Raw genomic sequence first — 26,012 nt, 5'->3', positions numbered from 1 at the left:
CGCCGCCACCGGCACGCGCGTCGGCGGCCCGTCACGGCGGGGCGGTGCGCTCGACTCAGCCGCGGCGGCCGATGCTCAGCACCGGGCCGGTGCGGTCGGTGAAGAAGTCGTCACCCTTGTCGTCCACCACGATGAACGCGGGGAAGTCCACCACCTCGATCTTCCACACCGCCTCCATCCCCAGCTCCGGATACTCCAGCACCTCGACCTTCTTGATGCAGTCCTGCGCCAGCCGCGCCGCGGGGCCGCCGATGGACCCCAGGTAGAACCCGCCGTGCTTCTGGCAGGCCTCGGTGACCTGCTTGGACCGGTTGCCCTTGGCCAGCATGACCATCGAGCCGCCCGCCGCCTGGAAGCGCCCCACGTACGAGTCCATCCGCCCGGCGGTCGTCGGCCCGAACGAGCCGGAGGCGTACCCGGCGGGGGTCTTGGCCGGTCCCGCGTAGTAGACCGCGTGGTCCTTCAGGTACTGGGGCATCTCGCCACCGTTGTCCAGCAGTTCGGCGATCTTGGCGTGGGCGATGTCGCGCGCGACCACGAGGGGGCCGGTGAGGGAGAGGCGGGTCTTAACGGGATATTTCGTCAGCTCGGCGAGGATCTCGGACATGGGGCGGTTGAGGTCCACCTGGACGACGTCGTCCGAGAGGTGCTCGTCGGTGGTCTCCGGGAGGAAGCGGGCGGGGTCGGTTTCCAGCTTCTCCAGGAAGACGCCCTCAGGCGTGATCTTGGCCAGCGCCTGGCGGTCGGCCGAGCAGGAGACAGCGATGGCCACCGGGCAGGACGCCCCGTGCCTGGGCAGGCGGATGACGCGTACGTCGTGGCAGAAGTACTTGCCCCCGAACTGCGCCCCGATCCCCAGCTTCTGCGTCAGCTCGAAGACCTTGGCCTCCATCTCCAGGTCGCGGAACCCGTGCCCCGACGCCGACCCCTCCGTGGGGATCGAGTCGAGGTAGCGGGCGCTGGCGTACTTGGCGGTCTTCAGCGCGAACTCGGCGGAGGTGCCGCCCACGACGACGGCCAGGTGGTACGGCGGGCAGGCCGCGGTGCCCAGCGAGCGGATCTTCTCCTCCAGGAAGGCCATCATGCGCTTCTCGTTCAGCACGGCCTTGGTCTCCTGGTACAGGAACGACTTGTTGGCCGAGCCGCCGCCCTTGGCCATGAACAGCAGTTTGTACTCGTCCGGATGGCCGTGCGGGTCCTCGGCGTACAGCTCGATCTGGGCGGGCAGGTTGCTGCCGGTGTTCTTCTCCTCCCACATGGTCAGCGGGGCCATCTGCGAGTAACGCAGATTGAGCTTGGTGTACGCGTCGTACACGCCCCGCGCGATGTGCTCGGCGTCGAGCCCGTCGGTCAGCACGTGGCGCCCGCGCTTGCCCATGACGATCGCGGTGCCGGTGTCCTGGCACATGGGCAGCACGCCGCCGGCGGAGATGGAGGCGTTCTTGAGCAGGTCGAGCGCCACGAACCGGTCGTTGCCGCTGGACTCGGGGTCATCGACGATCTTCCTGAGCTGCGCCAGGTGCGAGGCCCGCAGGAAGTGGGAGATGTCATGGATGGCCGTCTCGGTCAGCAGCCGCAGCGCCTCCGGCTCGACCTCGAGGAACGTACGCCCGGCCGCCTCGACCTTCCGCACCCCCTCCGATGTGATCAGCCGATACTCGGTCTCATCGGCTCCCAGCGGCAGCAGGTCGGTGTAGTCGAAGTCGCCCATGTCCATCCTTTCGGTCCCCCAAGAGATTACGCGCCTCCCGGTGCCGGTACTTCAGAGACCGTTCGTGACCGTTCCGCGGTCAGGCCCACGAGGATGCCCGCGATCACGAGCCCCGCGCCCAGCAGGTCGTACGCGGACGGCGTGGCCACCCCCAGCACCATCCCCGTCACGATGGCGCCTACCGGGATGAGCCCCGCGAACAGCCCGGCCCGGCCGGGGCCCAGCTTGGGCAGCGAGCTGTACCAGAGGAAGAACGCCACCACCGTCACCACGACCGCCAGGTACGCGAACCCGAGCACCTCCGCCGCCGTCGGCGGCCTGAACATCCCGGCCGCTCCCTCGTCCGCCAGTCCGACCGCGGCCAGCAGGGGCACGGCCAGCGCCGTCGAGTAGGCCGACACCCTGATCGCCCCCAGCTTCGGCAGCAGCGGGATGGCCAGCATGGAGAAGCTCACCTCGCCCACGAGTGCGCCCAGCGCCCACAGCAGGCCGGGCAGGTTGCCGCTGCCGAGTCCGGTGGCCAGCGTCGCCCCGGCCACCACCACGCAGGCCCCGGCCAGCAGCCGGGGCGCCGGGCGACCGCCGGCCAGCGCGAGGGCCAGCGGCACGGTGCCGAGCACGGTCCCGACCAGATTGGGCCCGGCGGCGCGGGTCGACTCGACCACGCAGACGTTGAATATCACCAGGCCGAGCATGGTGAGCCCGCCCAGGCAGAGGGCCTCGCGCAGCGTGAGCCGGACGAACCGCAGGCCGAGCGCTCGCGTGATGAGAAGCAGGACGATCGAAGCCGCGAGATACCGAACCGCCTGTCCGCCGTACAGGGGATAGCCGTCCACGAGTCCGGACACTCCGGCCAGCGTCCCGACGAGGAACATGGCCGAGGCGGCCCCAACGATGCCGTTTCTCATGCGAAGGATGCTAGGGAGACAATGGTTCCCACAAACAGTCCAATGTCCCGCCAAAAGACAGGACCAATATGGCTGACCTCCATATCCAGATAAATCGTGATAAGGGAGGGATTGCCGGGCAGATCGCCTCCGAGCTGCGTGAGTCCATCAGGGGTGGCCGGCTGACTCCGGGCACCCGCCTTCCCGCGACCCGCGACCTGGCCACCGACCTCCAGGTCTCCAGGGGTGTGGTGGTGGAGGCGTACGAGCAGCTCGTCGCCGAAGGCTTCCTGGTCTCCAGGGTGGGCGTCGGCACCCAGGTCACCCCCAAGGCCCCCGCCAGGCCCGCCGCCCGCCAGAAGGTGGCGCCCCGCCCCACACCGGCGCGTCCGAACGCCCCCGTGTGCGCGCCGTTCTACGGGCATCGCCCCACGTCTCCCGACCTCAGCCACTTCCCCCGCGAGCGCTGGCTCGCCGCCGTCAGGCACGTCCTGACCACGGTCCCCTCGGAAGCCCTCGACTATGGTGACCCCGGCGGGGTGCCCGAACTGCGCGAAGAGCTGGCCGGCTACCTCAGGCGGGTCAGGGCGGCGGACGTGCGCCCGGAGAACCTCATCATCGTGGGCGGCGTGGCCCAGGGCCTGAGCCTGGTCCTGCACGTGCTGAGCCGGCAGCGCCCGCTCCGGCTGGCCGTCGAGGACCCGACGAGCCACCGCCAGGTGCCGCTGCTCAGGCGGGCGGGCGCGCACCTCGTGCCGGTTCCCGTGGACGAGGAGGGCCTGGACGTGCGGAGGCTGAGCGGCGACGCCGTCCTGGTCACGCCGGCGCACCAGTACCCGACCGGCGTGGTCCTCTCGCCGCCGCGCCGGGCCGCCCTGATGGAGTGGGCGTACGCGGGCAACCGGGCGATCCTGGAGGACGACTACGACGCCGAGTTCCGCTTCGACCGTGACCCCGTCGGCTGCCTCCAGGGTCTGGCCCCCGACCGGGTGATCCTCTCGGGCAGTGTGAGCAAGGCGATGGCGCCGGGTCTGCGCCTGGGCTGGGTGGCGGCGCCCCCCGACCTGGCCGAGGCGGTACGCCGGGCGCGAGGCGAGCTGGACCTGGGCTCGCCGGTCATCGAGCAGTACGCGCTGGCGCACTTCCTGCGCACCGGCGGCTACGACAAGCACCTGCGCAGGATGCGCCGGGAGTACCGCCGCCGCAGGGACGCCCTGGTCAGGGCGCTGGCCGAGGAGCTGCCCGAGATCCGGGTCAAGGGCATCGACGCGGGCCTGCACGTCTACCTGGAGCTGCCGGACGGCTGGGACGAGCTCAGGACCACGCGCGCCGCGCAGGAGCTCGGCCTGTCCACCGAGCCCGTGGCGCCGATGCGCGACTCGCCGGGGTCCGCGGCCGTGGTGGTGGGTTTCGCCCGGTTGCCCGCGCACAAGGCATTTGAGGCCGTACGAGGCTTAAAGGTCAGCATGTCAGGACAAAACGTTGACTGAGGGAGAAGACCTCGCTTAGAAAGAAAGCCTGATGCCGATTGGAGGCGCCATGCGTGTGGGACTGCTGGGTCTGGGCAGGATCGGAGCATTTCACGCCGCGACCCTGGCCGCGCATCCGCTGGTGGACGAGCTGATCGTGGCCGATCCCGTACGTACGTCGCCGTACGGCAGGCCGGGGGACCCCTTCGAGTCGGACGCCGTGGTCATCGCGACCCCGACCGGCACCCACGCCGAGCTCATCATCAGGGCCTGCGAGCAAGGCATACCCGTCTTCTGCGAGAAGCCGGTCGCGAGCACGGTGGCCGAGACCGTCAAGGTGCTGGAGGCGAGTGCGGGCAACCGGGTGCAGATCGGATTCCAGCGCAGGTTCGACCCCGGGTACGCGGCGGCGGCGCACGCGCTGCGCGGCGGGGAACTGGGGGAGTTGCACCGCGTTCACCTGATCACCGCGGATCCCGCGCCACCGCCCGCCGAGTACATCGCGACCTCAGGCGGCATCTTCCGCGACTGCCACATCCACGACTTCGACATCCTGCGCTGGGTGACGGGCCGCGAGGTGGTCTCGGTGTACGCGAAGGGGGCGAACCGCGGGGCGTCGTTCTTCGCCGAGGCGGGCGACGTCGACAACAGCGCCGCGCTGCTCACCCTGGACGACGGCACGCTGGCCACCCTGCAGGGCTCGCGCTACAACGGCGGCGGCTACGACGTCCGCATGGAGCTGGCCGGCACCAAGCGCACCCAGGCCGTCGGCCTCGGCCCGCGCGCCCCCCTTTTCACGACCGAGGACCTGCCGCGTCCTGAGAAGGCGTGGCCGGACTTCGTCACCCGCTTCGAGACCGCCTACCGCAGCGAGATCGACGGCTTCCTGACCAGCGACAAGAGCCTCTGCACGATCGAGGACGCGCTGGAGGCCCTGTACGTGGCCGAGGCCGCCGATCTGTCACTGCGCGAACGCCGCACCGTCGAGGTGGCGGAGGTACGGCGGTAAAGCCACACAGGAGCAGCACGGCGACGCATCGCCGGGCCCGGGTCACGTGGCCCAGCGTGTGGCGAAGGAGACCTCGACCGGGCGTCAGGCGGTGGAGGGGGCGGAGGTTTGGCGCTTGGGCTCGAAGCCTGGGGCGAGGACGATGATGACGGAGGCCAGCACCAGGGGCGCGGCGAACGCCAGCCGCATGTCCGCGGCGTTCGCGATGCCGCCCACCAGGGCCGCGCCCACGATGAAGCCGACGTAGTTGAAGAGGTTCACCCGGGCGATGGCCACCCCGGTCCCGGCCGGGTCGAGCTTGCCCGCCGCCGAGAACGACTGCGGTGCCACCACCGACAGTCCGATCCCGGTCAGTCCGAAGGCGACGATGCCGAGCGGCTGGTTCGGGGCTAGAACGACGCCGAGGAAGCCCAGGGTGGCGATCACGCCGCCGATCCTGACGATGGCGGCGGGGCCGTACCGCCTGACCGCCAGGTCGCCGCCGAGCCGGACGGCCAGCGTGGTCGCCTGGTACGCGACGTACGCCAGCGGGATCACCTGCGCACTCGCTTGGAGCACGTTCTTCATGAACACGGTGTTGAAGTTGGACACCGCGGCGTCGCCGACGTACAGGAAGGCCATGGCCAGGCAGAGCGGGATGATCGGCCGCCACGGGAACCTGCCGGCGGCGGCGCCGGCGGGGGCGTCCTCGACCTTCTCCTCCTCGGGCGTGCACAGGTGGCGCCCGGAAAGGAGAGAGCCCGCCACCGCGAACACCATCGGGATGGACATGATCAACGGGAGCGGGAGATCGGCGGCCGCCGACGCCCATGCCGCCCCGAGCATGCTGAACACGCTCCACACGCTGTGGAACCCGTTCAGCACCTGCACGCCGTACCTGCGCTCGACCGCCACGCCCTGCATGTTCATGCCCGCGTCCACCGCGCCCACCCCCAGCCCGAACAGCAGCAGCACGGGCAGCAGCAGCGGCACGCTCGGCGCGAGGCCGACGAGCACCACGGCGGCCGCGACCACGGGCTGGGCGATGCGGAGGAGCAGCTTGCTGCCGAACCGGGCGGCGAACGTGCCCGCCGCCACGCTGCCGACCCCCGCGAACACGGGCACGATCAGCAGCAGGAGCGTCAGGGTTCCCTCGTCGAGGCCGTGCTTGGCCTGCAGGTTCGCGACCTGGATGAGCAGCGAGGCGAATGACAGGCCCTGTACGGCGTAGACGACGTACGTGGCGCGGCGGGCCTGGCGATCACGCAAGGACGGCACTATGGCCTCCTGATCGGGGGGAAATCAAACGTGAGCCGGGGTCAGGTTAGCGGCCCGCCACTCCGTTCCGCCACCCCGGCAACCGCGGCCTCGCCGAGCTGATCGGGCTCCTCCGTCGTGCCCAGCCGCCTGGCCGCCCACACGCCGAGCGCGAGGAGGGCGGCCACCTCCGTGACGGCCAGGCCACGCTCCACGAGCCCGAGCGGCATGACGCGCCACCACGGCATCCCATCGCGCGCCCCGATCAGCATGACCGCGGCGATGCCCACGACCCACAGCACCGAGCAGATCCCGAGCCCGAAGGCCACCAGCGTGGCCCTCGACCGCTCCCGGTGCCGCCAGGGCCTGGCGATGATCACGGCGGCCAGCGGCAGGCTGAGGAAGGCGATGAAGCTGCCCATCCGGTGGATGCTCCCGTGCAGGCTCGGCCCCACCGACCAGTCGTTCTTCTCGAACCACGCCGTCATGAACAGCCCGACGCTCCACCCCATGAGCGCGATGGTGCCGAAGATCCCGGCCAGCCTCTTGCGTGCCAGCGACACCCCGATGGCCGCCGATCCGGCCGCGAGCAGGCCCACCGCCAACCCGAAGATCCACCCGTCGGGGCCGAGGCCGTGCTCGCTGATGGTCCGCTTGAGCGGGTTCATCTCGTCGATGCTGGCCAGCTCGAGGACCACGATCATCGCTATGCCCGCGCCTGCCGCGCCGAGACCCCATCGCGCCGGTTGATGCACGCACACACCTCCCTTTTCCGAGATCAACGGAGAGGAGCGTGCGGAGATTCCTCTCAGGCGAGCGTACGCCGGATGAGGTCGTCGCTGAGGTCGCGCAGCCGCTTCCTCGCCTCCAGGTCGTACGCCTGGGCGTTCGCCCGGCTCTCCCGGTCCTGGTCGAAGTAGCGCCCCGTCACCCCGTCGAGCCCGTCGATCAGCCGGAGCGTGGCCGCCGCGCCCTGGCCGACGCTGCTGATCGGCGGCACCAGCGCCTCGCGCACCATCGAGGTGTTCATGAACGTCGCCGGATGCAGCGCGTTGACCGTCACGCCCTTGCCCGACAGCTCCTCCGCCAGGTCGAACGTGAACATGATCTGCGCCAGCTTGCTCTGCGCGTAGGCACGCATCCGGCCGTACCCCTTGGTCAGCATCGGGTCGTCGAAGTCGATGGCCTGCTGCCCCACGGAGGCCACGTTCACCACCCGTGCTGGCGCCGAGGACACCAGCAGCGGCGCCAGCCGCCGCGTCAGGTGGTATCCGGCCAGGTAGTTGACCGCGAGACGGAGCTCGATGCCGTCGGCGCTCTCCGCGCGGCCGGAGAACGGCTTGCCGCCCCCGACCCCGGCGTTGTTGACCAGGACGTCGAGCCGGTCGAACCGGTCGAGCACCTCCGCCGCCATCCGCTCGACCTGTCGCAGCTCGGCCAGGTCGGCCACGATGCCCTCGGTCCGGCCGCCCGCCCGCTCTCGCACACGGTCGACCCGCTCGGGGTCGCGGCCGTGCACGATCACGAGGTCGCCCGCCGCCACGAGCCTGCGGGCCAGCTCCCTGCCGAGGCCGTCGGTGGCCCCGGTGATCAGGATCGTCCTCATGCCTTGAGCTTCCCTCCTCCGTCCACGGTCAGCACGGTCCCGGTCACGAACGAGTTGCGTACCACGTACTCGATCGAGGTGGCCACGTCCTCGGGCGTGCCGACGCGCCCGACCGGCAGGCTCGCGGCGGTGCCCTCCAGGAACGCGGCCCGCGCCTCGTCCCCCAGCCCCGACCACCAGTCGGTGTCGATCACGCCGGGGGAGACCGCGTTCACCCTGATGGGCGCCAGCTCGACCGCCAGGCTGGGAACCGCGGCCTCGATCGCCCCGTTCACGGCCGCCAGAAGGGACGCGCCGGGGAAGGCCGCGCCGGCCGACGCCGCCGTCACGAAGGTGATCGAACCCCCGGGGCTCAGCGCGCCCAGCGCGGCCTGCGCGGTCAGGAACTGCGGGACCAGCTTGTTCTGCACCGCGCCGGTCAGCGTCTCGCTGGTCAGCGAGCTCAGCGGCCCCGCGCCGCCACGGCCCGTGACGGTGATGATCACATGATCGACGCTGCCGAGCCTCTCGAACAGCGCCCGCATCGCGCCGGTGTCCCGGGCGTCGAGGACCTCGCCGCTCGCCTGGTCGCCGAGCTGCTTCAACGCCGCCTGCAGTCGCTCTTCCGAGCGGCCCGTGACGAACACCTCCGCGCCACCCGCGGCCAGCCGGGCCGCCGTCGCCAGGCCGATGCCGGACGTGCCGCCGACGATCACTACTCGCATCTCTGGATCCCTTTCAATTCGAGACATCCTGCCTCGAATATAAACGAGGCATGGTGTCTTGTAAAGTGAGCGCCATGGTTGGCAGACCACGCAGCGAAGTGGCCAGGAAGGCGATCCTCAGGGCGGCGCTCGACCTGTGCGCCCGCGACGGATACCAGAACGTCACGATGAAGGGCATCGCCCAGGCGGCCGGCAGCGGCAGGCAGACCGTTTACCGCTGGTGGCAGACCAAGGCGCAGGTCCTGCTCGAGGGCCTGACGGACGTCCTGGCCGAGGAGGTCCCGGCGTTGCCGGACACAGGGGACGCGCGGGCCGATCTCGTGACGTTCCTGGAGCAGACGTTCGCGCTGGCGCAGGGGGTCGCGGGGCAGGTGGTCGTGGGGCTGATGGCGGACGCTCAGGCAGATCCCGGGCTGGCCGGCGAGCTGCGGGCGAAGATCATCGCTCCGCGCCGCGCCGCCCTGCGCTCGGTGCTGGAGCGTGGCGCCGTACCGGATGACGTGGACCTGGACCTGGCCGTCGATCTCGTGTTCGGCGTGATGTGGTACCGGCTGCTCAATCGCCACGCCGAGGTGAACTCGGAGTTGGCGGAGGAGATTGCCGGACTTCTGGCGCGAATCCGCTGATGCGGGTCCGTTCGGCGCGAGCGATTATCGCGGGCGCCGGTTATCGTCGGATTGTGAACGAACGCGCGGGATCGTGGCTGCCGAAGCTGCAGGAAGTCGGAGAGCGGCTGGCCGAGGAGTTTGTGGCGGCCCGGCGACCGCAGGCGGCGAACGACGTGCCGCCACCCCATGAGCTCCGCGCGTCCGACGCCGACCGTGAGCGCATCGCCCAGGTGCTCCAGGACGCGCACGCCGACGGCCGGCTCACCCTCGACGAGCTGGAGGAGCGGCTGGGGGTGCTCTACTCCGCGCGCACGCTCGGCCAGCTGGCCGAGCTCACCACCGACCTGCTGCCCGCCGACCAGCAGCCGCTCAACCTGGACGGCCGCCCCGTGTCGGCCATCTTCAAGCAGGAGCAGCGCGGCGGGCGCTGGGTCGTGCCGGCCGAGCTGGACGTGACAGCCATGTTCGGCACCACCAAGCTGGACTTCCGCGACGCGATCCTGCAGAACCGGCAGGTCATCATCAACGCCACCCTCGTTTTCGGCGGGCTGGAGATCCAGGTGCCGGAAGGGCTCGAGGTGATCAGGGTCGCCAAGGGCAAGACGGTCCGCCTGACCAAGCAGCCGACCGACCCCGGCGCGCCCGTGGTCGAGGTGCGCACTACGAACTTCGTGGGCGATGTCAAGGTCAAGGAGCCCCCACGGCGCAAGCGCCGCCGCTGACGGCGCCTCGGCCGCGACTGCGTCGGGCCGGGCGGAGCGCGACGGCGCTGGTCGGCGCGCCCAGCCCCATCCGTACATGGAGGTGGTCGCTGATTCGCGGTGGGTGCGCTCAGCCCGTGGTGTCGAAGTTGATCGCGCTGTATGCCCGCAGTTTCCAGAGCTGGTGCTCGCTCTCGATCTTGCGGATCGTTCCCGACCGGCCGCGCATCACCAGCGACTCGGTCACCGCCGAGCCCGCGCGGAACCGTACGCCCTGCATGAGCTCGCCGTGCGTGATGCCGGTCGCCGCGAAGAACACGTCGTCGGACCTGACCAGGTCGTTCGTGGTGAGCACCTGGTTGAGGTCGTGCCCGGCGTCCAGGGCCTTGCGGCGCTCGGCGTCGTCGCGCGGCCAGAGCTTGCCCTGGATCACGCCGCCCAGGCACTTGAGTGCGCACGCGGCCACGATGCCCTCCGGCGTGCCGCCGATGCCCAGCATCAGGTCGATGCCGGTGCCCGTACGGGCCGCCATGATCGCGCCGGCCACGTCGCCATCGGTGATGAACTTGATCCGCGCGCCCGTCTCCCTGATCTCCTTGACCAGCCGCTCGTGCCTGGGCCGGTCGAGCACGACCACTGTCACGTCGTAGGGCGAGCAGTGCTTGGCCCTGGCTACCGCGTTGATGTTCGCGGAGACGGGGGCCTCGATGTCGACCACGTCGGCGGCCTCAGGGCCGGTGACCAGCTTCTCCATGTAGAACACGGCCGACGGGTCGTACATCGAGCCGCGCTCGCTCACCGCGATCACCGACACCGCGTCCGGCATGCCCAACGCGGTCAGCCTGGTGCCGTCGATGGGGTCCACGGCCACGTCACAGTCGGGGCCGCTGCCGTCGCCCACCTGCTCGCCGTTGAACAGCATGGGGGCATGGTCCTTCTCACCCTCGCCGATGACCACAACGCCGTTCATGGAGACCGTGTTGATCAGCTGTCGCATGGCGTTCACCGCGGCGCCGTCGGCGCCGTTCTTGTCGCCCCGGCCGACCCACCTGGCCGCCGCCATCGCGGCCGCCTCCGTGACCCGGACCAGTTCCAACGCCAGGTTGCGGTCAGGGGCATGCTCACCCGTGGCGAGCGCGGGCGGTACGGATGTCTGATCGGACATGATGAGCAGCCTCCTCGTGGGGAATCTACGTCGATCGTAGTTGCCCCTCTATTCCCGCCCAGAGGCGGATAATCTGCCCAGACTCGGGCGGATTAGTAACGCGGGACGGCCTCGGTAAGCTTCGACTGGATTGCCCTGTCATAACGGGGAACGGATTTTGCGCCATACCGTGTGCACGTGAAGGATCTTGCCTCCACCATGGAGCATGGCGCCCCGCCATGGAGGAGACCTGAATGAGCGATGTGGAGAACATGGCCGTCCAGCCGCGCATATCCGAGCGCGGCGCGGCCACGCGTAGCTCGCTTCTCGCCGCCGCGAGGGAAGTCTTCGCCTCCAAGGGGTTCGCCGAAGCGGGCGTGACCGACGTGGTGGCCAGGGCCGACGCCAGCGTGGGCAGCCTGTACCACCACTTCTCCGGCAAGGCCGATCTCTACCTCACGCTGTTCGAGGAGTTCCAGGGCAGGCAGACGCAGCGGACGAAGCAGGCCGCCCGTGCGGCTCGCGCCGCCGGCGAGACCGACCCGATGCGCGTGTTCATCAGCGCCGCCCGTGCCTATCTCGAGGGTTGTCTGGAGGAGCGCGAGCTGGCCGACCTGTTCCTGCGCGGCGACGGGCCGCCCGGCTTCGACGTGGTCATGCGCGACAGGTTGCTTAAGTGGGCGCAGCTCAACGCGGCGCTGTTCGAGGACGAGGGCGCGCTGGTCGTGGTGGTCACGGGCGCCCTGGCCGCGGCTGTGTCCGAGGTGGTGCGTACGGGCGACCGCGCTCTGGCCGAGGAGGTGCTCGCCATCATCGGCCAGATCCGACCGGCCACTTCGGCGACCACCCCCACCAGCGGGTAACCTCGCCAACTGTGCGACGGTTCACCACAGGTTTCTACGGCTACGCGGTAGCGCTGTTCGTCTGCCTCGCGGCGGCCGGACTGTTCCTGCTCGTCACCCCGCAGAGCCGCGAGGAGCACATTCCGCGGCTCGACTACTCGATCACCGTCGCCAACTTCGGCCACTCGGTGCCGTACGGCGTGTGGGCCCCGCGGCAGGACCCGCAGGGCTGGGTACCCAACAGCAACAAGATCGCCAAGGGTGAGAACGGCGCGCAGGTCCTCTACCTCGGCTACGCCACCGCCAAGCGCCAGCACGCGATGTTCGTGCAGAGCGACGAGCAGCCGGCGGCCGGGTTCGCCGGCCGCATGGCCAGCTCCGACAAGGCCGTCGGCACGCAGCAGGTCGGCGGCGTGACGTGGGAGCAGCGCTTCCGCGAGGACAAGAAGCAGCGCTCGCTGGTCCGCGTCCTGCCCGAGGTGACCCTCGTGATCACCGGTACGGCCGACTGGCCGGAGCTGGCCGAGCTGGCATCCGTCCTGCAGCAGCGCCCCAAGGGCTGACCGCTCCGGCGCTTCACCTGCGCCTGCTCTGCGGATGTCGGCCGGCGCGTCTAGGGTGGTGCTCGTGGCAGCAGAAGAGAAGGCACCCTCATACGAGCAGGCGCGCGAGGAGCTGACCGACGTGGTGCGGCGGCTGGAGACCGGCGGGCTCACCCTGGAGCAGTCCATCGAGCTGTGGGAGCGCGGCGAGAAACTGGCGGCGGTCTGCGAGGAATGGCTGCAGGGGGCCAGGGTCAAGCTCGCCGCCGCCATGGCGCGCCGCTCCGAGCCCACAGCGGGCCACGCCGACGACGCGCCGTTCTGAGCGGTCCCGCCCCTCTTCACGAGCCTCGCCCTCCCGATGAATGCGCCCTTCTGACGACCCGCCCTTCCGGCGGCGCTCCGCCTTCTTGCGTTCTCATGACGGCGCTCGACGGCGGCTCATGCAGGGCCGGCGGTCACGCGGAGGTCAGGCAGCCGTGCGGTAGAGCGCCAGTACGGGGATGCGGCGACTTGTCTGGGCCTCGTAATCGCGGAACCCCGGCCACTGCTCCGCCATCCGCGCATAGAGCTGGTCTCGTTCCGTGCCCTCCACGACCACGGCCTTGATCTCGAACGTCTCCGTCCCCACCTCGGCCGTCGCCTCAGGCGTGGCGCGCAGGTTGTGATACCAGGAAGGGTGGTGGTCCCGGCCGGCGTTCGAGGCGATGACGATGTAGCGGTCGCCGTCGGCCAGGTACAACATCGGCGTGGTCGACGGCTTGCCGCTCTTGGCTCCCGTGGTCGTGAGCAGCACCAGGGGACGGCCCTCGAACATGCCGCCGACCCGCCCCTCGTTGGCGCGGAACTCGTCGATGGTCTGCTGGTTGAACTCGCTGGGCATTGCCGACTCCCGTCAGATCGGAGAACTCTCCGGTTCGGAGCTTAACCGGAGAGCTCTCCGGTTGCCAGCGATATGCTCCACCCGTGTGCGGACGTCGATTGCTGCCCGTCGTCGGGCAACCCCAGCCGGAGCGGGCCGACGCCGCGCGAAACCGGCAGAAGATCGTTGAGGTCGCGACCCGGATGATCGCCGAGCACGGCGCCGACGAGCTCTCACTCGACGAGGTGGCCAGGGGCGCAGGCGTCGGAGTCGGCACCGTCTACCGCCGCTTCGGCGACCGGGCCGGGCTCGTCTACGCGCTGATCGACGAGCGGGAGCGGCGCTTCCAGGCCGCCTTCCTGTCCGGGCCGCCGCCACTCGGCCCCGGCGCCCCCGCCGCCGAGCGGATCACGGCGTTCGTGTACGCGCTGGTCGACCGCATCATGGCGCAACAGGGACTCTTCATGCTGCTGGACAAGGGGGACAAGGCGCAGAGGTTCGGCGGGCCGTACCAGGTGCACCATGTCCACCTGGCCACCCTGATCGCCCAGGCCTGCCCGCGCGCCGACGCCACCTACCTGGCCGACGCCCTCCTCGCGCAGGCCAACGCCTGCCTGATCGCCTTCCAGCAGGAGGAGCGCGGCATGACCCCCGAGGAGATCAAGTCGAGGCTGGCGTGGCTGGCCGAGACCGTCATGCGCGGCCACGACGGGGCTGCTAGGTCATGAGGCAGAGCAGGTTGCCCTCAGAATCCCTGAACGCGGCCATGCGGATCTCCCTCCCCGGCGTGCCGAACGTGCCGTCGGCGGCGAAGACCAGGTGCGGCTCCTCCACGATCGCGACGCCGTGGGAGCGCAGCCGGGCCACGTCCCCCTCGAGGTCGCCGGCATGCTGGGCGACCTGCGCGAGTCCTCTCATGTGCCGAACGTAGACCCCGGATCGCTCAGGTGTCCTCGGATTGGCCGGTGTCCTCCGCGCGCACGGTCAGCCGGTCGTCGCTCAGGCGGATCGTCAGCAGGGAGCCGGGGGAGACGTCCTTGGCCAGGCGCACCACCTCGCCCGAGGGGTGCTGGACGATGGCGTAGCCGCGCTCCAGCGTGGCCGCCGGGGACAGCGCGATCAGGCGGGCACGCAGGTGGGTGAGGTCGTCGGAGGCCCGGTCGAGCGAGCCGGACAGCGAGCGCCTGGCCCGGTCGCGCAGCGACTCGACCTGCTCGGCATGGCGCTCCAGCTCGCGCACCGGGTCGGCCAGCGAGGGCCGCGAGCGCACCGATGTGAGCCAGGACATCTCCCGGTCGAGCCAGCCGCTCATCACTCTGCGGCCCCGGTCGCGGAGCTGGCGCACCAGCGTGAGCTGCTCGCCGACGTCGGGCACGACCTTCTTGGCGGCGTCTGTGGGAGTGGAGGCGCGCACGTCGGCCACCAGGTCGAGCAGCGGGCTGTCCTGCTCGTGGCCGATGGCGCTCACCACGGGGGTGCGGCAGGCGGCCACCGAGCGTACGAGCGTCTCGTCGGAGAACGGCAGGAGGTCCTCCAGCGAGCCGCCGCCGCGGGCGATGACGATCACGTCGACCGAGGAGTCGGCGTCGAGCTTGCGCAGCGCCTCGGTCACCTCGCCCACCGCGTATGGGCCCTGGACGGCCACCTCCTCGACCTTGAACCGCACGGCGGGCCAGCGCCTGCGGGAGTTTTCCAGCACGTCGCGTTCGGCCGCGGAGTCGCGGCCGCAGATGAGCCCGATTGTGCCTGGCAGGAACGGCAGCCGCCGCTTCCTGTCGGCGTTGAACAGCCCCTCGGTCGCCAGCAGCTGCCTGAGCCGCTCCAGCCTGGCCAGCAGCTCGCCCACACCGACCGGGCGGATCTCCAGCGCGGTGAAGGCGAACGAGCCTCTGTTGACCCAGAAGTCGGGCTTGACCTGCATCACGACCCTGGCGCCGTCGGCCGGCCGCGGCACGGCGGCCTCGTAGACGCCGCGCGGGGTGGTGACCTTGGCCGACACGTTGGCGACCGGGTCGCGCAGCGTCATGAACACCGTGCCACCACGCGCGCTGAGGTCGGTGATCTGGCCCTCGACCCAGACCGTGCCGAGTCTGCCGATCCAACCGCCCACCATCTGAAGGACCGTGCGGATCGGCAGGGGAGACTCGGGTGAGGTCTTCTCGGTCATGGCGGAAGACTACGGGGTCGGTGCGACTATTCCCCGGCCTGCAGCTTCGCCAGGCGGTTCTCGAACATCTTGATCACCTCGGGCCGCGCCTTCGTGGCCTTCTCGAAGGTGAGGAAGTCGCCGATCTGCTCGGCGGTCTTGCCCCGCATCCTGGCGCGCAGGGACGCGACGGTCAGCTCGGAGTAGCCGGGCAGCGGCTCGGCCAGGTCCCCGGGGGCGGGGGTGCCTGCGGAGGCCGGCTCGGCGGCGGCCGCGGGCTCGGGCGCGGCGACGGGCTCCTCGGCCGGCTTCTTGGCCGCGGCGGGCTTCTTGGTCCTGCGGGTGGCCTTCGGCTTGGCCGCGGGGGTCTCCTCCACGACGGCGGCCTTCGCCTCGACCTCGGCGGGCTTCTCCGCGACCGCGGGCTCCTCCACCACGGCGGCCTTCGCCTCGACCTCGGCGGGCTCCTCCGCGACGGCGGGCTCGGCGGCGGTCGTGGGGGCGGAGGCGGCCTCGGGTTCGGCGGCGGCCTCCTCCACGACGGTGGCCTTGGGCTCGGCGGCGGCCGCGGGCTCCTCCACGCCGGCGGGCTTGGGAGCTGCGGGGGTCTCGGGGTTGGCGGTGGCCGCGGACTCGGACTTGCCGGCCGGGGTGAAGATGACTGGGTCGGGCTTGGTCTTGGCGACGCCGTTGGGCTCGGCCGAGCCGGGGCGCGGCGCGAAGATCACCGGCTCCTTGCGGGCGGGCTTGTCCTGCTCGGCTGCCGGAGCGGCGGCCACCTGGTCGGCGGCGGGGGTACGCGACTCGTACGCCTCCTCCTCTTCGCGCTCCTCCTTGTTGCCCAGGCTCTTGATGGAGTTCTTCACCCGGTCCACGACCAGCAGTGCCTGCCCGGCCGCGCTGAGCGTGGTCTGGATGACGAGGAGCGGAAGGTCCTTGGCCTTTTCCTTCAGCTCATCCTTGTTGGTGACGGTCTTAGCGATGTTGCGTATCACGTCGCTGAGGGACATGACGTCTCCCTGGGAGGTCAGTATTGGACGGCTAGTCTGGCAAACCGCGGGCAACCACGCACGCGCGGGCCTGATGGCCGCTCCACGTAGCATAGAAAGTATGGAGCCCCAGACCCCTACTTCCCGCCGAGTACTCGTAGCCAAGCCGCGCGGCTACTGCGCCGGAGTCGATCGAGCCGTGGTAGCGGTCGAGAAAGCCCTGGAGCAGTATGGCGCGCCGATCTACGTACGTAAGCAGATCGTCCACAACACCCACGTCGTCAAGACGCTCGAAGCCAGGGGCGCCATCTTCGTCGACGAGACCGATGAGGTGCCAGAGGGCGAGATCGTGGTGTTCTCGGCCCACGGCGTTTCTCCGGCCGTGCACCAGGAGGCCGAGCAGCGCGGGCTGCGCACCATCGACGCCACCTGCCCGCTGGTCACCAAGGTGCACAACGAGGCCAAGCGTTTCGCGAGCCAGGACTACGACATCCTCCTGATCGGGCACGAGGGCCACGAGGAGGTCGAGGGCACCTCGGGCGAGGCCCCTGACCACATCCAGCTCGTGGACGGGCTCGACTCGGTCGACAGAGTGCAGGTGAAGGACCCGAGCAAGCTGGTGTGGCTGTCGCAGACCACGTTGTCGGTCGACGAGACCACCGAGACGGTGACCCGGCTCAAGGAGCGCTTCCCCACGCTGATCGACCCGCCCAGCGACGACATCTGCTACGCCACGCAAAACCGGCAGGTGGCGGTCAAGGAGATCGCCGCCGAGGCGCAGCTCGTCATCGTGGTCGGCTCGGAAAACTCCTCCAACTCCAAGCGCCTGGTCGAGGTGGCCAAGGACTACGGCGCGGAGGCGTCGTACCTGGTCGACAACGCCGCCTTCATCCGCGACGAGTGGCTCGAAGGCGTCACCACGGTCGGCGTCACCAGCGGCGCGTCCGTCCCGGAAGAGCTGGTCGAGGAGGTGCTGGCGCGGCTGGCCCAGCACGGGTTCGACGATGTGACGGAGGTCGAGTCGGTGCAGGAGAGCATGCGCTTCGCCCTGCCCCACGAGCTGCGCAAGGACCTGCGAGTGTCCTAGTCGTCGCCGCGCGGGCTCCCGTACACCTTGGGCTCGAAGTAGCCCTCCGGCTCCGGCACGAACGTCTGACGCGGGCGCGGCACCTCCGCGCCCGCCTTCAGCTCTTCCCGGAGGTCGCGTACGTTGTCGCGCAGCCCGCGCCGCCAGGCGACCCCCAGCACGATGGCCGAGCCCGCGAACAGCCACGGCGCGCCGCTGGTCAGCGACGTGTAGAGGCCCAGCGCCAGCGACTGCACGATCGACACCGAGCCGAACGCGCGCCCGAGCTCCACGAAGAGCGTGGCGCAGAAGAACACCAGCGGCGGCGTCACCACCAGCGACAGCAGCTCGCGCCGGTTGACCAGGAGCACGCCGAGCAGGCTCGACAGCACGAAGGCCCCGCCCACGACGTACTGGATGTCGAGCAGCGCTGTCAGCACGTAGCCCGCCAAGGTGGAGACCAGGGCGAGCGCGATGGCGCCGCGAGCGGTCAGCCTGACCGCGGAACGCCTCTTCTCACCCAATGCTCCCCACCCCCATTTATTGCGACCCGTTGGCCAACTTACCGTTGGAGTGCGAAAGCAGAGGCGAGGTTTCCAGCAGTTCCGGGGATGCCAGGGGTCTGGGCAGGTCTTCGAGCATCTCGGGCGAGTCGAGATCACGGTCCACGACGCCCAGATCGTGCAGTTTGCGCGCGGTGACCAGGACGCGGCTTTCGAGCGATCCGACCGATTTGTTGTACGCCTCCACGGCCCGCGTCAGTGCCCTCCCGAGCGAGTCGACGTTCCTGCCCAGGGAGGACAGCCGCTCGTACAGCTCCTTGCCCAGCTCGAACACCGCCCGCGCGTTCTCGCTCAGCGCGGCCTGCTGCCAGGCGTAGTGCGCGGTGCGCAGCATCGTGATCAACGTCGTCGGCGTGGCGATGTGGACCCGCCGCGTCATGGCGTATTCCAGCAGCCCGGGATCGCGTTCGAGCGCTGGGGCCAGGAACGCCTCGCCGGGGATGAACAGCACCACGAACTCCGGCGACGGGTTGAACCCCTGCCAATAGGCCTTGGCCGCCAGCCGGTCGATGTGCTCGCGCACGTGCCTGGCGTGGGCGTCGAGCCTGACCGAGGCGAGGGACTCGTCGGACGCCTCAGCGGCCTCCAGATAGGCCGCCAGCGAGACTTTGGAGTCGACCACGATGTTCTTGCCCCCGGCGAGCCTGACGACCATGTCGGGGCGCATGGAGCCCTCCGTGACCTGCTCGTCGAAATCGCAGTGGCGCTGCATGCCGGCGATCTCGGCGACCCTGCGCAACTGGAGCTCGCCCCACCTGCCGCGCGCCTCCGGCCGTTGCAGGGCCCTGACGAGGGCGGTGGTCTGCGAACGCAGCTGCTCGTGGCTCTGCCGTACGAACTCCATCTGCTTGGCCAGCTCGGCACGGGCCGCACGCTGGCCGGACTCGGTGTCGCGCAGCTGGGACTCGACCCGCGCCAGCGCGTCCTTCAGCGGCTCCACCAGATGCTCGACGGCCTGCTTGCGCTGCTCGAGATCGCCCGCGGCCTCGGCTCGGGTGGCCGCCAGCCTGGTCTCGGCCAGCTCGAGGAATCGCACGTTGTTGACGTCGAGTGCGCGAGTGGACAGGGCCTGGAAACGCTCGGCGAGCTGCTCCTCGACGTAGACCAGCTTGTCGGCGGCCGACTTGGCCCGCGCGTCGGCCTCGGCCACCCGCACCGCCGCCCGCGTCCTGGCCACCAGGAACCCGATGAGGAGACCGGCGGCCAGACCTACGAGAAGCGAGACGATGTCCACTCGATCGATGATTGCAGGACTCCGGCGCCCCGTTCCCGCCCGACACGCTCGTTACGCTCAGCACGTAAACTTGAGCCCCGTGAGTCTCTCTATCGGTATCGTCGGTCTGCCCAACGTCGGCAAGTCCACGCTTTTCAACGCGCTGACGAAGTCCGGCAACGCGCTCGCCGCGAACTACCCGTTCGCCACCATCGAGCCGAACGTGGGCATCGTGGGCGTGCCCGACGACCGCCTGCCCAAGCTGGCCGAGATCTTCAACTCGGCCCGCATCCTGCCCGCCAAGGTCGAGTTCCTCGACGTGGCGGGCCTGGTCAAGGGTGCTTCCGAGGGGCAGGGCCGGGGCAACCAGTTCCTCGCCAACATCCGCGAGACCGACGCGATCTGCCAGGTGGTCCGGGTCTTCAGCGACCCCGACGTCACGCACGTCGACGGCGAGATCGCTCCCAAGCGCGACATCGAGACCATCAACACCGAGTTGATCATGGCTGACCTGCAGACGGTCGAGAAGGCCATCCCGCGCCTGCAGAAGGAGGCGCGCAACAACAAGGACAAGAAGGTCGCGCTGGAGGCCGCGGAGGCCGCCCTGAGCGTGCTGGAGACCGGCAAGACCATCTTCGAGAGCGGCCTCGACCGCGAGGAGATGCGCGACCTGCATCTGCTGACGGCCAAGCCGTTCCTGTACGTGTTCAACCTCGACGCCGACGAGCTGACCGACACCGCGCTCAGGGAGCAGCTGTCCACGCTGGTCGCGCCCGCCGAGGCGGTCTTCATGGACGCCAAGATCGAGTCGGAGCTCGTCGAGCTCGACGAGGAGGAGGCGCTGGAGCTGCTCCAGTCCGTCGGCCAGGAGGAGTCGGGGCTGCGGCAGCTCGCCAGGATCGGCTTCGACACGCTCGGCCTGCAGACGTACCTGACGGCCGGGCCGAAGGAGAGCAGGGCCTGGACGATTCGCAAGGGCGCCACCGCGCCTGAGGCGGCCGGTGTGATCCACACCGACTTCCAGCGCGGCTTCATCAAGGCCGAAGTCGTCTCCTTCGACGACCTGGTCGAGACGGGCTCCATCGCCAGCGCCCGCGCGGCGGGCAAGGCGCGCGTCGAGGGCAAGGACTACGTCATGCAGGACGGCGACGTGGTGGAGTTCCGCTTCAACGTCTGAGCGCAGCAGCCGGAGTGGGGCTCGCCGTTCCCACATTCCCTCGGGTCCAATCACGTAGCGCTGTCATTCGCTACGCTAAGTTACCGACGGTGGACGGCGGTGAAGCCCCCTCAGGCGTCTGATCCCGGGAGTCGGTATGACGTCTGATGCCGGGAAAACTGATGCGTCAACCACTTTGGGACCCCGCGCGTCGAATCGTCACGGCGTTCACGCTGACTCGGGAGGCCCTCAATGATCCGTCGCATCATCCGGAAACGACGTCCGGCGCCCACGCTCGCGGGCATCAGCCTTGAGGAGGAGCTGGCCCTGATCAGGGTCGAGCTCATGTACGGCCTGCGCGTCAACCGCGAGGCGTACCTCCGCAGGAAGGTCGACGAGCGCAACGAGATGGCGACGCGCATTCGTGAACGTGATGCCGCCGCGATGCTGGCCGACCTGCGCGGCTCTCTGGAGCGGGCGGTGCAGCCGACGGTCGTGGACCTGCACAGCCGGCGGCAGTCGCGGCCCACACAGGACCCGGAGCCCGCCTGACGGGCCGGGGCCGCCTTGCGATCCATACCAAATCCGCAGGTCGCGAGAGTCCATCCCTGTTGGACAGGTATCCGTGACTGTCGCGCTATGCGATTTTAGGCGTCTGGCCTGGTCAAAAGCCGATTCCACTGGGAACTGACAGGAATCGGCAATGACGCCTGGCGTCCGATCCGGTTTGCCGTCAGGTCGGTCATGCCGCAGCATGGGCGTGGCTTTCCTGGAAGAATGGCGGAGACCGGATAGGGTGACTACTTCACCGCGGATGATGGGGATCGGCAACGGACGACACCGCGCCAGCCGGGGGGATCGGCGCGAGCGGAGGCGTGATGGCTCGTAGGTCTACCGTCCAGCACGATCCTCGGATCGCTGGCGACCCCGAGCTTTCCGCGCGCCTCGACACAGCTGACTTCGACGCGCCGTCGCCCAGCAGGCCGCGGCGCGGCGGCTGGTCGGGCGGCGGCGGACGGTGGCTGGTATGGGTCGGCCGCATCGTTCTCTGGGCGCTTATTGTGGTTATCGCAGTGAATGGGGTTCGTGCCCCATTTGAGCGATTTACCCAGCAAGAGAGTGCGACGCCCAATGCCGTTACCCCTGCTCATCATGGATTTCCCGCCGACCGGGGCATGGCTTTCGCCGCCCAGTTCGCGGGGGTCTATCTCAATTTCAGTCCGGAAGACGCGGCCAGCAGGTCGCGCAAGCTCGCCGCGTTCCTCGCAGAGGGCATGGACCCGCAAATGGGATGGGACGGCTACGGCAAGCTCGCGGCCGTCGCCATCCAGCCGTACGACATCGAGGCGAGCGACGCCCACAACGCGGTGGTGAGCGTGGCCTTCCAGTCAGGCCCGCGCAGGCTGATGCTGTCCGTCCCGGTCTACTACTCGGGCGCCGACGGCGGCGGCAGGTTCGCGGTCGTCGGCCGCCCCGCGGTCCTGCCCGCTCCCGGCCCGGCCGACGTGCCGCAACTGGCCGCGCCGGAGACCGACGAGGCGACCGCGAGCGAGCTCAAGGAGCAGCTGAAGGGCTTCTTCACCGACTACGCCCTCGGTGACACCGCCGGCCTGCAGCGCTATGTCGCCGCCGGCGAGACCCTGCCGAGCTTCGGCGGCACGTTCACGTTCAAGGAGCTGAAGAAGGTCGTGGTGCCTGTGGGGGGTGCCACACGAGAGATCCAGGCGGTCGTGGTGTGGGTCGTGCCGAGCAACGAGACGCCCGCCACCCCCGATGCCACCGATCCGGCAGCAGTGGGAGGCACGCTCGAGATGGCCTACCGGCTGACCGTCGAGAAGCAGGGCGACAAGTGGTTCGTCGCCGACATCCGCGGCGCCGGTCGGGTCGTTGGATAGAGGCACGGCCGCGCTGCTGATCGATACCCCCCGGGAGGACAAGAAGTGACCTTGAAGACCGTAGTGCTCGCCTTGATCGAGATGTCGCCGTCGCCGGCGCCGACCGGCCTGGACACCGGAGGGCTCGCCGACATGCTGCGCGGGTTCTTCGCTCCCTTGTTCCTCGTCGTCGTCTCCGTGGTCGCGCTCTTCTTCCTCTTCACCCGCGAGATCACGCGATTCGTGCAGTTCCTCATACTGGCTGTGGCCATCGGCGTGATCTTCTACGTTCCCAACATCATCGAAGTGACGGCCAAGGCGATCGCGGGCGCACTGGGCATCAAGTGAGGGTTGAGACCGCTCCCCGGCGGTCATGAACGAGCGGGTGGAGAGGAGGACCGACGTGGACCTGCCCACGTATACGAACATCTGGCGGATCGAGAAGCGGCTCTACAAGCTGTACGACCTACGGCTGCCGATGCCGCTGCCGATCGTCTGGATCGGCGTGTTCGTCGGCGTGTTCGTCCCGTGGTCGCTCCTGCTGGTCCTGGTGGGCGTGCCGGTGGAGATGCCCTGGCATGTGCTGTTCCTCGTGCCGCCGGGGATCGTGACGTGGTTGTCCACCCGTCCCGTCATCGAGGGCAAGCGGCTCACCGAGCTCCTCGAGTCCCAGCTCCGCTACCTGGGTCAGCCGAAGGCGTGGTACCGCCTCGCGCCCATGTCGGAGCCCGAGACGATCACGTTCTCCGCCCGCGTCTGGCGCACCGTGCCCGCCAGGGCCAAGTCGAAGGCGCCCCGCAAGGCCCGCCAGCCGCAGCGGCGGCGCGAGGGCCAGCGCATCGCCGGTCCCCGCCAGGTCCGCCCCGCGGTCGCGGCCGCGGCTGCCGCCGCCTCCCAGGCTCGCGTGGCGGAGCCGACCACCGGCCGCTGGGGCACCCGCCGTGGCACGGCGCCCGCTCTCAAGGCCCGGACACGCCAGGCGGCGCCGCCCCCGGCACCAGGGTCCAAGGCGGGTGCGTTGCGGCGCGAGGAGGCCCTTCCAGGCGGCTCTGGACGCCGCGAGGAGACGCCGCTGGTCGCGACCCACGAGAGTCCGGCGACGGAAGCCGTCACGGTGGAGCGCGGCGGCACGACGGGCGCGGCCTTCCGGGAGCGTGGTGGTGCGACGGAGACCCCCGTCCGCGAGCGTGGGGGTGCGAGGGAGACTCCCGTCCGGGAGCGTGGGGGTGCGGGAGAGGCCGCCCTACGGGAGCGCGGTGGACGCGGAGAGTCCGCCACTCGGCAGCGTGGCGGAAGAGGCGAGGCGGCCCCTCAGGAGCGTGGCGGCCCGCGGGATGCCGCCCCCGCTGCCCGGGCCGATGTCGCGGCGCAGGAGCCCGCCGTCGAGGCGCGGGGCCGGGAGGCCGGCGCCAAGGTTCGGGGCGAGGCCGCCGGTACGCGGGGCGGGGTCGCCGGAGCGCAGGACGGGCTCGCTGAGGTACGGGGCGAGGCCGCCGGAGCGCGGGGCGGGGTCGCCGGTGCGCGGGGCCAGGAGGCCGCGGGCCGGGCGGAGACCGTACAGGGACTCGGACATGGATCGCCCGATGAGGCGGCGACCGCGCGTGAGGCGGCCGTGCCGCTCAACACGGGGGAGAGCCGCAATCCCGCCGCCGGCAAGCCCATCGACACCGAGGCGTTGCGGCGGCTGAGGAGGCTCGCGGCGAGCGCCGACGCCCCTCCGGACCAGGCGGGCCCCGCGGAGGGTGAGCGGCGCGAGGACGAGGTCGCGCGGGACCAGCACAGGAAGGGGCAGCCGCCCCGGCTGGGCCCGGCGATGGTGCTGCCGGGCACGAAGCGCGTCTGGCCGCCACTCAACCCCAACGCCAAGCCGCTGCCCCGCCCAGCCGCCCCCAAGCACGTTCGAACGGAGGCCGCCCCCGCCGCCCTTGATTCGCCCGACACACAGGACCCGACCCAGTCGGGTATCGCATCGGGCACGGCGGCCGACGCATCGGACAGGCGGGGCGACGCGCTGGATGTGCAGGACGACGCGCCAGACGTGTCCGGCACCGTGTCGGGCGCTCTGGGTGTGGTCGGTGACCCGATCGGCGCCGCCAGCCCGCAGCAGGATGGCAAGGCCGATGACGCACGAGGCGGCGTGGATACGCCCGGGTCCGGTGCCGTCGGCGACGAATCGGAGCGGCCGGGCGATGCGCCGGAGGGCGTGGCGCGGCCGTCGGCCGACGTGCCGGAGGCGGCCGCGCATGACGTGCCGGGGAGAGGCGTCCCGCAGGGCATTGCCGCGGTGCCCGATAGTGCCGCCTCCCAAGGGATCGCCGAGCCAGCGGGTGATGTGGACGCCGAAGCGGCCGCCGAGGTGTCGGGTGACGCTGACGTGCGGAAGCCCGCCGAGGTGCCGGGCGATGCCGATGTGCGGAAGCCCGCTGCGCGCGGGGAGCGGCCGGATCGGCCCGTGGTGCACGGAGAGCGAGTCGCACCGACGCTCGGCGATGTGCCGGACGCGCGGCCCGCGGCGCAGGGGCCGGGTATGGACGGGCGTCTCGGCGCCATGCAGGCCGCCACGGGTGGCCGTGGCGCGCCGAGGACGGATACGAGCGGCAAGCGTGTCGCACCAGCACCCAGCACCGGCGCCGGCCGGGGTGCGGCAGCGGTTTCCGGTGGCGATGAGCGTGTGTCTGCGCCCGACGCTGACCGGCGTGCACCAGCGGCCGGTAGTGGCGCCGGGCGGCGTGGGCCGGCGGCGGGTGGCGGTGGCGAGCGGGTGGAGCCGGCGGCCGGTTCCGGTGGTGATCGGGGTGTGGCGGCTCGTGACGGCGCCGGTGGGCTTGTTGCGCCTGTGCCTGTGCCCCGGCCCGGTGAGGGTCGGGTGCGGCGGGTCGAGTCCGTGGTGGGACGCGACTCCGGCGGGTGGCGGAGGATCGCTCAGGTGGTCGTCGGCGGGGGCGGGGTGCGGACCGACGGGTCCGAGATCGACGAGGCCAGGGCCAGGGGCGTGTTCAGCGGCAGCCGCAGGATCGTGGTCCTGGGCTGCACCGGCGGCGCGGGCCAGAGCACCACGGCGCTCATGCTCGGCCACACCTTCGCCACATACCGCGACGACAGGGTGGTGGCCGTCGACGCCAACACCGGCGGCAGCACCCTGACCAGCAAGATCCAGCCGGAGACGCCCGAAACCCTCACCTCGCTGCTGTCCGGGCTCGACCGCGTCAGCGGGTATCTCACCATGCGTGGGTACACGACGCGGACCGCCTCGGGGCTCGAGGTGATCAGCGCGGACACCGACGCGGGTGCCGAGCAGCGGCTGGCGGACCGGTCGTTCTTCTCCGACCATCGGCTGGGCGAGTCCATGCGTCTGCTCGACCGCCACTACAAGCTCGCCGTCATCGACCCGGCTCCCGCGCTGGCGGCCAGGGTCCTGCCGTACGCGGACCAGCTCGTCCTTGTGGTCCCCGCGAGCGAGGAGGCGTCCGAGGCGGTGGCGATGACGTACGAGTGGCTCGACGGGCACGGCTGTGCGGACCTGCGCAGGCGTGCGGTCATGGTGGTCAATGGCGTGAGCAGGCGCTCGATGGCCGACGTCGAGCAGGCGGAGTCGGTGGCCAGGGGCAGGTGCCGGGCCATCGTCAGGGTCCCCTGGGAGGACGGCCTGGCGCCCGACGGCGCGGAGGTCGTCGACCCCGGGCA

General features: G+C 70.4%; 27 protein-coding genes. 14 read left to right on the top strand and 13 right to left on the bottom strand.

Translation table 11 applies throughout. The features are described from left to right. Positions 1-55 precede the first annotated feature (55 nt). The gene (locus AB0J09_RS01790; RefSeq protein WP_360683443.1) at positions 56-1,711 is read right to left on the bottom strand and encodes a fumarate hydratase; all 1,656 of its coding nucleotides are present in this window, start codon (positions 1,709-1,711) and stop codon (positions 56-58) included. Positions 1,712-1,737: 26 nt separating this feature from the next. Continuing rightward, positions 1,738-2,619 carry a DMT family transporter gene (locus tag AB0J09_RS01785; protein WP_360683440.1) on the bottom strand — a complete coding sequence of 294 codons (882 nt, stop codon included), beginning with the start codon at positions 2,617-2,619 and terminating at the stop codon, positions 1,738-1,740. Positions 2,620-2,687: 68 nt separating this feature from the next. On the opposite strand from AB0J09_RS01785, the gene AB0J09_RS01780 reads away from it, so the two are divergent. Both AB0J09_RS01780 and AB0J09_RS01775 read left to right on the top strand, forming a co-directional pair. Continuing rightward, positions 2,688-4,088, top strand: a complete 1,401-nt coding sequence (locus AB0J09_RS01780; protein WP_360683437.1) for a PLP-dependent aminotransferase family protein — start codon at positions 2,688-2,690, stop codon at positions 4,086-4,088. 49 nt (positions 4,089-4,137) lie between these two features. Next, a complete protein-coding gene (locus AB0J09_RS01775; RefSeq protein ID WP_360683434.1) occupies positions 4,138-5,076 on the top strand; it encodes a Gfo/Idh/MocA family oxidoreductase in 939 nt (312 codons plus the stop codon). 84 nt (positions 5,077-5,160) lie between these two features. Here AB0J09_RS01775 and AB0J09_RS01770 read toward each other — a convergent pair whose 3' ends face one another. From AB0J09_RS01770 to AB0J09_RS01755, 4 genes are read right to left on the bottom strand one after another with little or no spacing between them, the layout of a single operon-like run. After that, complete coding sequence (locus tag AB0J09_RS01770; protein ID WP_360683431.1) at positions 5,161-6,333, bottom strand: MFS transporter; 1,173 nt, start codon at positions 6,331-6,333, stop codon at positions 5,161-5,163. 41 nt (positions 6,334-6,374) lie between these two features. Further along, positions 6,375-7,067 carry a DUF998 domain-containing protein gene (locus tag AB0J09_RS01765; protein ID WP_360683428.1) on the bottom strand — a complete coding sequence of 231 codons (693 nt, stop codon included), beginning with the start codon at positions 7,065-7,067 and terminating at the stop codon, positions 6,375-6,377. A gap of 53 nt (positions 7,068-7,120) precedes the next feature. Then, positions 7,121-7,918: an SDR family NAD(P)-dependent oxidoreductase gene (locus AB0J09_RS01760; RefSeq protein ID WP_360683426.1), complete on the bottom strand. Its 798-nt coding sequence runs from the start codon at positions 7,916-7,918 to the stop codon at positions 7,121-7,123. After that, positions 7,915-8,622, bottom strand: coding sequence for an SDR family oxidoreductase (locus AB0J09_RS01755; RefSeq protein ID WP_360683423.1), 708 nt, complete (start codon positions 8,620-8,622; stop codon positions 7,915-7,917). Before AB0J09_RS01755 ends, AB0J09_RS01760 begins: the two co-directional genes overlap by 4 nt. A gap of 74 nt (positions 8,623-8,696) precedes the next feature. On the opposite strand from AB0J09_RS01755, the gene AB0J09_RS01750 reads away from it, so the two are divergent. Then, the gene (locus tag AB0J09_RS01750) at positions 8,697-9,248 is read left to right on the top strand and encodes a TetR/AcrR family transcriptional regulator (RefSeq protein ID WP_360683420.1); all 552 of its coding nucleotides are present in this window, start codon (positions 8,697-8,699) and stop codon (positions 9,246-9,248) included. Between the two features lie 53 nt (positions 9,249-9,301). Further along, positions 9,302-9,952, top strand: coding sequence for a DUF1707 domain-containing protein (locus AB0J09_RS01745; protein ID WP_360683417.1), 651 nt, complete (start codon positions 9,302-9,304; stop codon positions 9,950-9,952). 109 nt (positions 9,953-10,061) lie between these two features. Here the strand turns inward: AB0J09_RS01745 and glpX are convergent, their stop codons facing one another. After that, a complete protein-coding gene (glpX, locus tag AB0J09_RS01740; protein ID WP_360683414.1) occupies positions 10,062-11,096 on the bottom strand; it encodes a class II fructose-bisphosphatase in 1,035 nt (344 codons plus the stop codon). Between the two features lie 233 nt (positions 11,097-11,329). On the opposite strand from glpX, the gene AB0J09_RS01735 reads away from it, so the two are divergent. From AB0J09_RS01735 to AB0J09_RS01725, 3 genes are read left to right on the top strand one after another with little or no spacing between them, the layout of a single operon-like run. Then, positions 11,330-11,938 (top strand): TetR/AcrR family transcriptional regulator, encoded by a 609-nt coding sequence (locus AB0J09_RS01735; RefSeq protein WP_360683411.1) that lies wholly within the window; start codon positions 11,330-11,332, stop codon positions 11,936-11,938. An 11-nt stretch (positions 11,939-11,949) separates the two neighbouring features. After that, positions 11,950-12,480, top strand: coding sequence for a DUF4245 domain-containing protein (locus AB0J09_RS01730; protein ID WP_360683408.1), 531 nt, complete (start codon positions 11,950-11,952; stop codon positions 12,478-12,480). Positions 12,481-12,514: 34 nt separating this feature from the next. Further along, a complete protein-coding gene (locus AB0J09_RS01725) occupies positions 12,515-12,784 on the top strand; it encodes an exodeoxyribonuclease VII small subunit (RefSeq protein WP_360683405.1) in 270 nt (89 codons plus the stop codon). 144 nt (positions 12,785-12,928) lie between these two features. Here AB0J09_RS01725 and AB0J09_RS01720 read toward each other — a convergent pair whose 3' ends face one another. Next, complete coding sequence (locus tag AB0J09_RS01720; RefSeq protein WP_360683402.1) at positions 12,929-13,342, bottom strand: nitroreductase family deazaflavin-dependent oxidoreductase; 414 nt, start codon at positions 13,340-13,342, stop codon at positions 12,929-12,931. 83 nt (positions 13,343-13,425) lie between these two features. On the opposite strand from AB0J09_RS01720, the gene AB0J09_RS01715 reads away from it, so the two are divergent. Then, positions 13,426-14,049 (top strand): TetR/AcrR family transcriptional regulator, encoded by a 624-nt coding sequence (locus AB0J09_RS01715; protein WP_360683399.1) that lies wholly within the window; start codon positions 13,426-13,428, stop codon positions 14,047-14,049. Here AB0J09_RS01715 and AB0J09_RS01710 read toward each other — a convergent pair. The 3 genes from AB0J09_RS01710 to AB0J09_RS01700 are packed head-to-tail and all read right to left on the bottom strand — an operon-like array spanning position 14,039 to position 16,477. Then, the gene (locus AB0J09_RS01710; protein ID WP_360683396.1) at positions 14,039-14,239 is read right to left on the bottom strand and encodes a hypothetical protein; all 201 of its coding nucleotides are present in this window, start codon (positions 14,237-14,239) and stop codon (positions 14,039-14,041) included. The two genes, AB0J09_RS01715 and AB0J09_RS01710, sit on opposite strands and share 11 nt — an antisense overlap. 25 nt (positions 14,240-14,264) lie before the next feature. After that, positions 14,265-15,488 (bottom strand): exodeoxyribonuclease VII large subunit, encoded by a 1,224-nt coding sequence (xseA, locus tag AB0J09_RS01705; protein WP_360683394.1) that lies wholly within the window; start codon positions 15,486-15,488, stop codon positions 14,265-14,267. Positions 15,489-15,514: 26 nt separating this feature from the next. Continuing rightward, on the bottom strand, positions 15,515-16,477 hold the full coding sequence (locus tag AB0J09_RS01700; RefSeq protein WP_360683391.1) for a hypothetical protein: 963 nt from the start codon (positions 16,475-16,477) through the stop codon (positions 15,515-15,517). Positions 16,478-16,577: 100 nt separating this feature from the next. Between AB0J09_RS01700 and AB0J09_RS01695 the strand changes: the two genes are divergently transcribed. Next, positions 16,578-17,543, top strand: coding sequence for a 4-hydroxy-3-methylbut-2-enyl diphosphate reductase (locus AB0J09_RS01695; protein ID WP_360683388.1), 966 nt, complete (start codon positions 16,578-16,580; stop codon positions 17,541-17,543). Here the strand turns inward: AB0J09_RS01695 and AB0J09_RS01690 are convergent. Both AB0J09_RS01690 and AB0J09_RS01685 read right to left on the bottom strand, forming a co-directional pair. Next, on the bottom strand, positions 17,540-18,046 hold the full coding sequence (locus tag AB0J09_RS01690; protein WP_360683385.1) for a DUF6542 domain-containing protein: 507 nt from the start codon (positions 18,044-18,046) through the stop codon (positions 17,540-17,542). The genes AB0J09_RS01695 and AB0J09_RS01690 overlap by 4 nt on opposite strands. A 16-nt stretch (positions 18,047-18,062) precedes the next feature. Further along, a complete protein-coding gene (locus AB0J09_RS01685) occupies positions 18,063-19,328 on the bottom strand; it encodes a DNA recombination protein RmuC (RefSeq protein ID WP_360683646.1) in 1,266 nt (421 codons plus the stop codon). A 70-nt stretch (positions 19,329-19,398) separates the two neighbouring features. Between AB0J09_RS01685 and ychF the strand changes: the two genes are divergently transcribed. From ychF to AB0J09_RS01660, 5 genes are all read left to right on the top strand, one after another. Next, complete coding sequence (gene ychF / locus AB0J09_RS01680; RefSeq protein WP_360683382.1) at positions 19,399-20,475, top strand: redox-regulated ATPase YchF; 1,077 nt, start codon at positions 19,399-19,401, stop codon at positions 20,473-20,475. Between the two features lie 231 nt (positions 20,476-20,706). Continuing rightward, on the top strand, positions 20,707-21,006 hold the full coding sequence (locus AB0J09_RS01675) for a hypothetical protein (protein WP_360683379.1): 300 nt from the start codon (positions 20,707-20,709) through the stop codon (positions 21,004-21,006). 623 nt (positions 21,007-21,629) lie between these two features. Further along, entirely contained in the window at positions 21,630-22,349 is a 720-nt protein-coding gene (locus AB0J09_RS01670; RefSeq protein ID WP_360683376.1) for a conjugal transfer protein, read from the top strand. An 81-nt stretch (positions 22,350-22,430) separates the two neighbouring features. Beyond that, positions 22,431-22,676, top strand: coding sequence for a hypothetical protein (locus tag AB0J09_RS01665; protein ID WP_360683643.1), 246 nt, complete (start codon positions 22,431-22,433; stop codon positions 22,674-22,676). Between the two features lie 55 nt (positions 22,677-22,731). Next, positions 22,732-26,012: TcpE family conjugal transfer membrane protein (locus tag AB0J09_RS01660; protein ID WP_360683373.1), on the top strand; the 3,281-nt coding region annotated here is incomplete at its 3' end.

It is taken from the genome of Nonomuraea sp. NPDC049784, assembly GCF_040659615.1.
GTDB lineage: Bacteria > Actinomycetota > Actinomycetes > Streptosporangiales > Streptosporangiaceae > Nonomuraea.
Note: the sequence above shows the minus strand (reverse complement) of the source record. Positions and strands in the feature narration are given on the sequence as shown.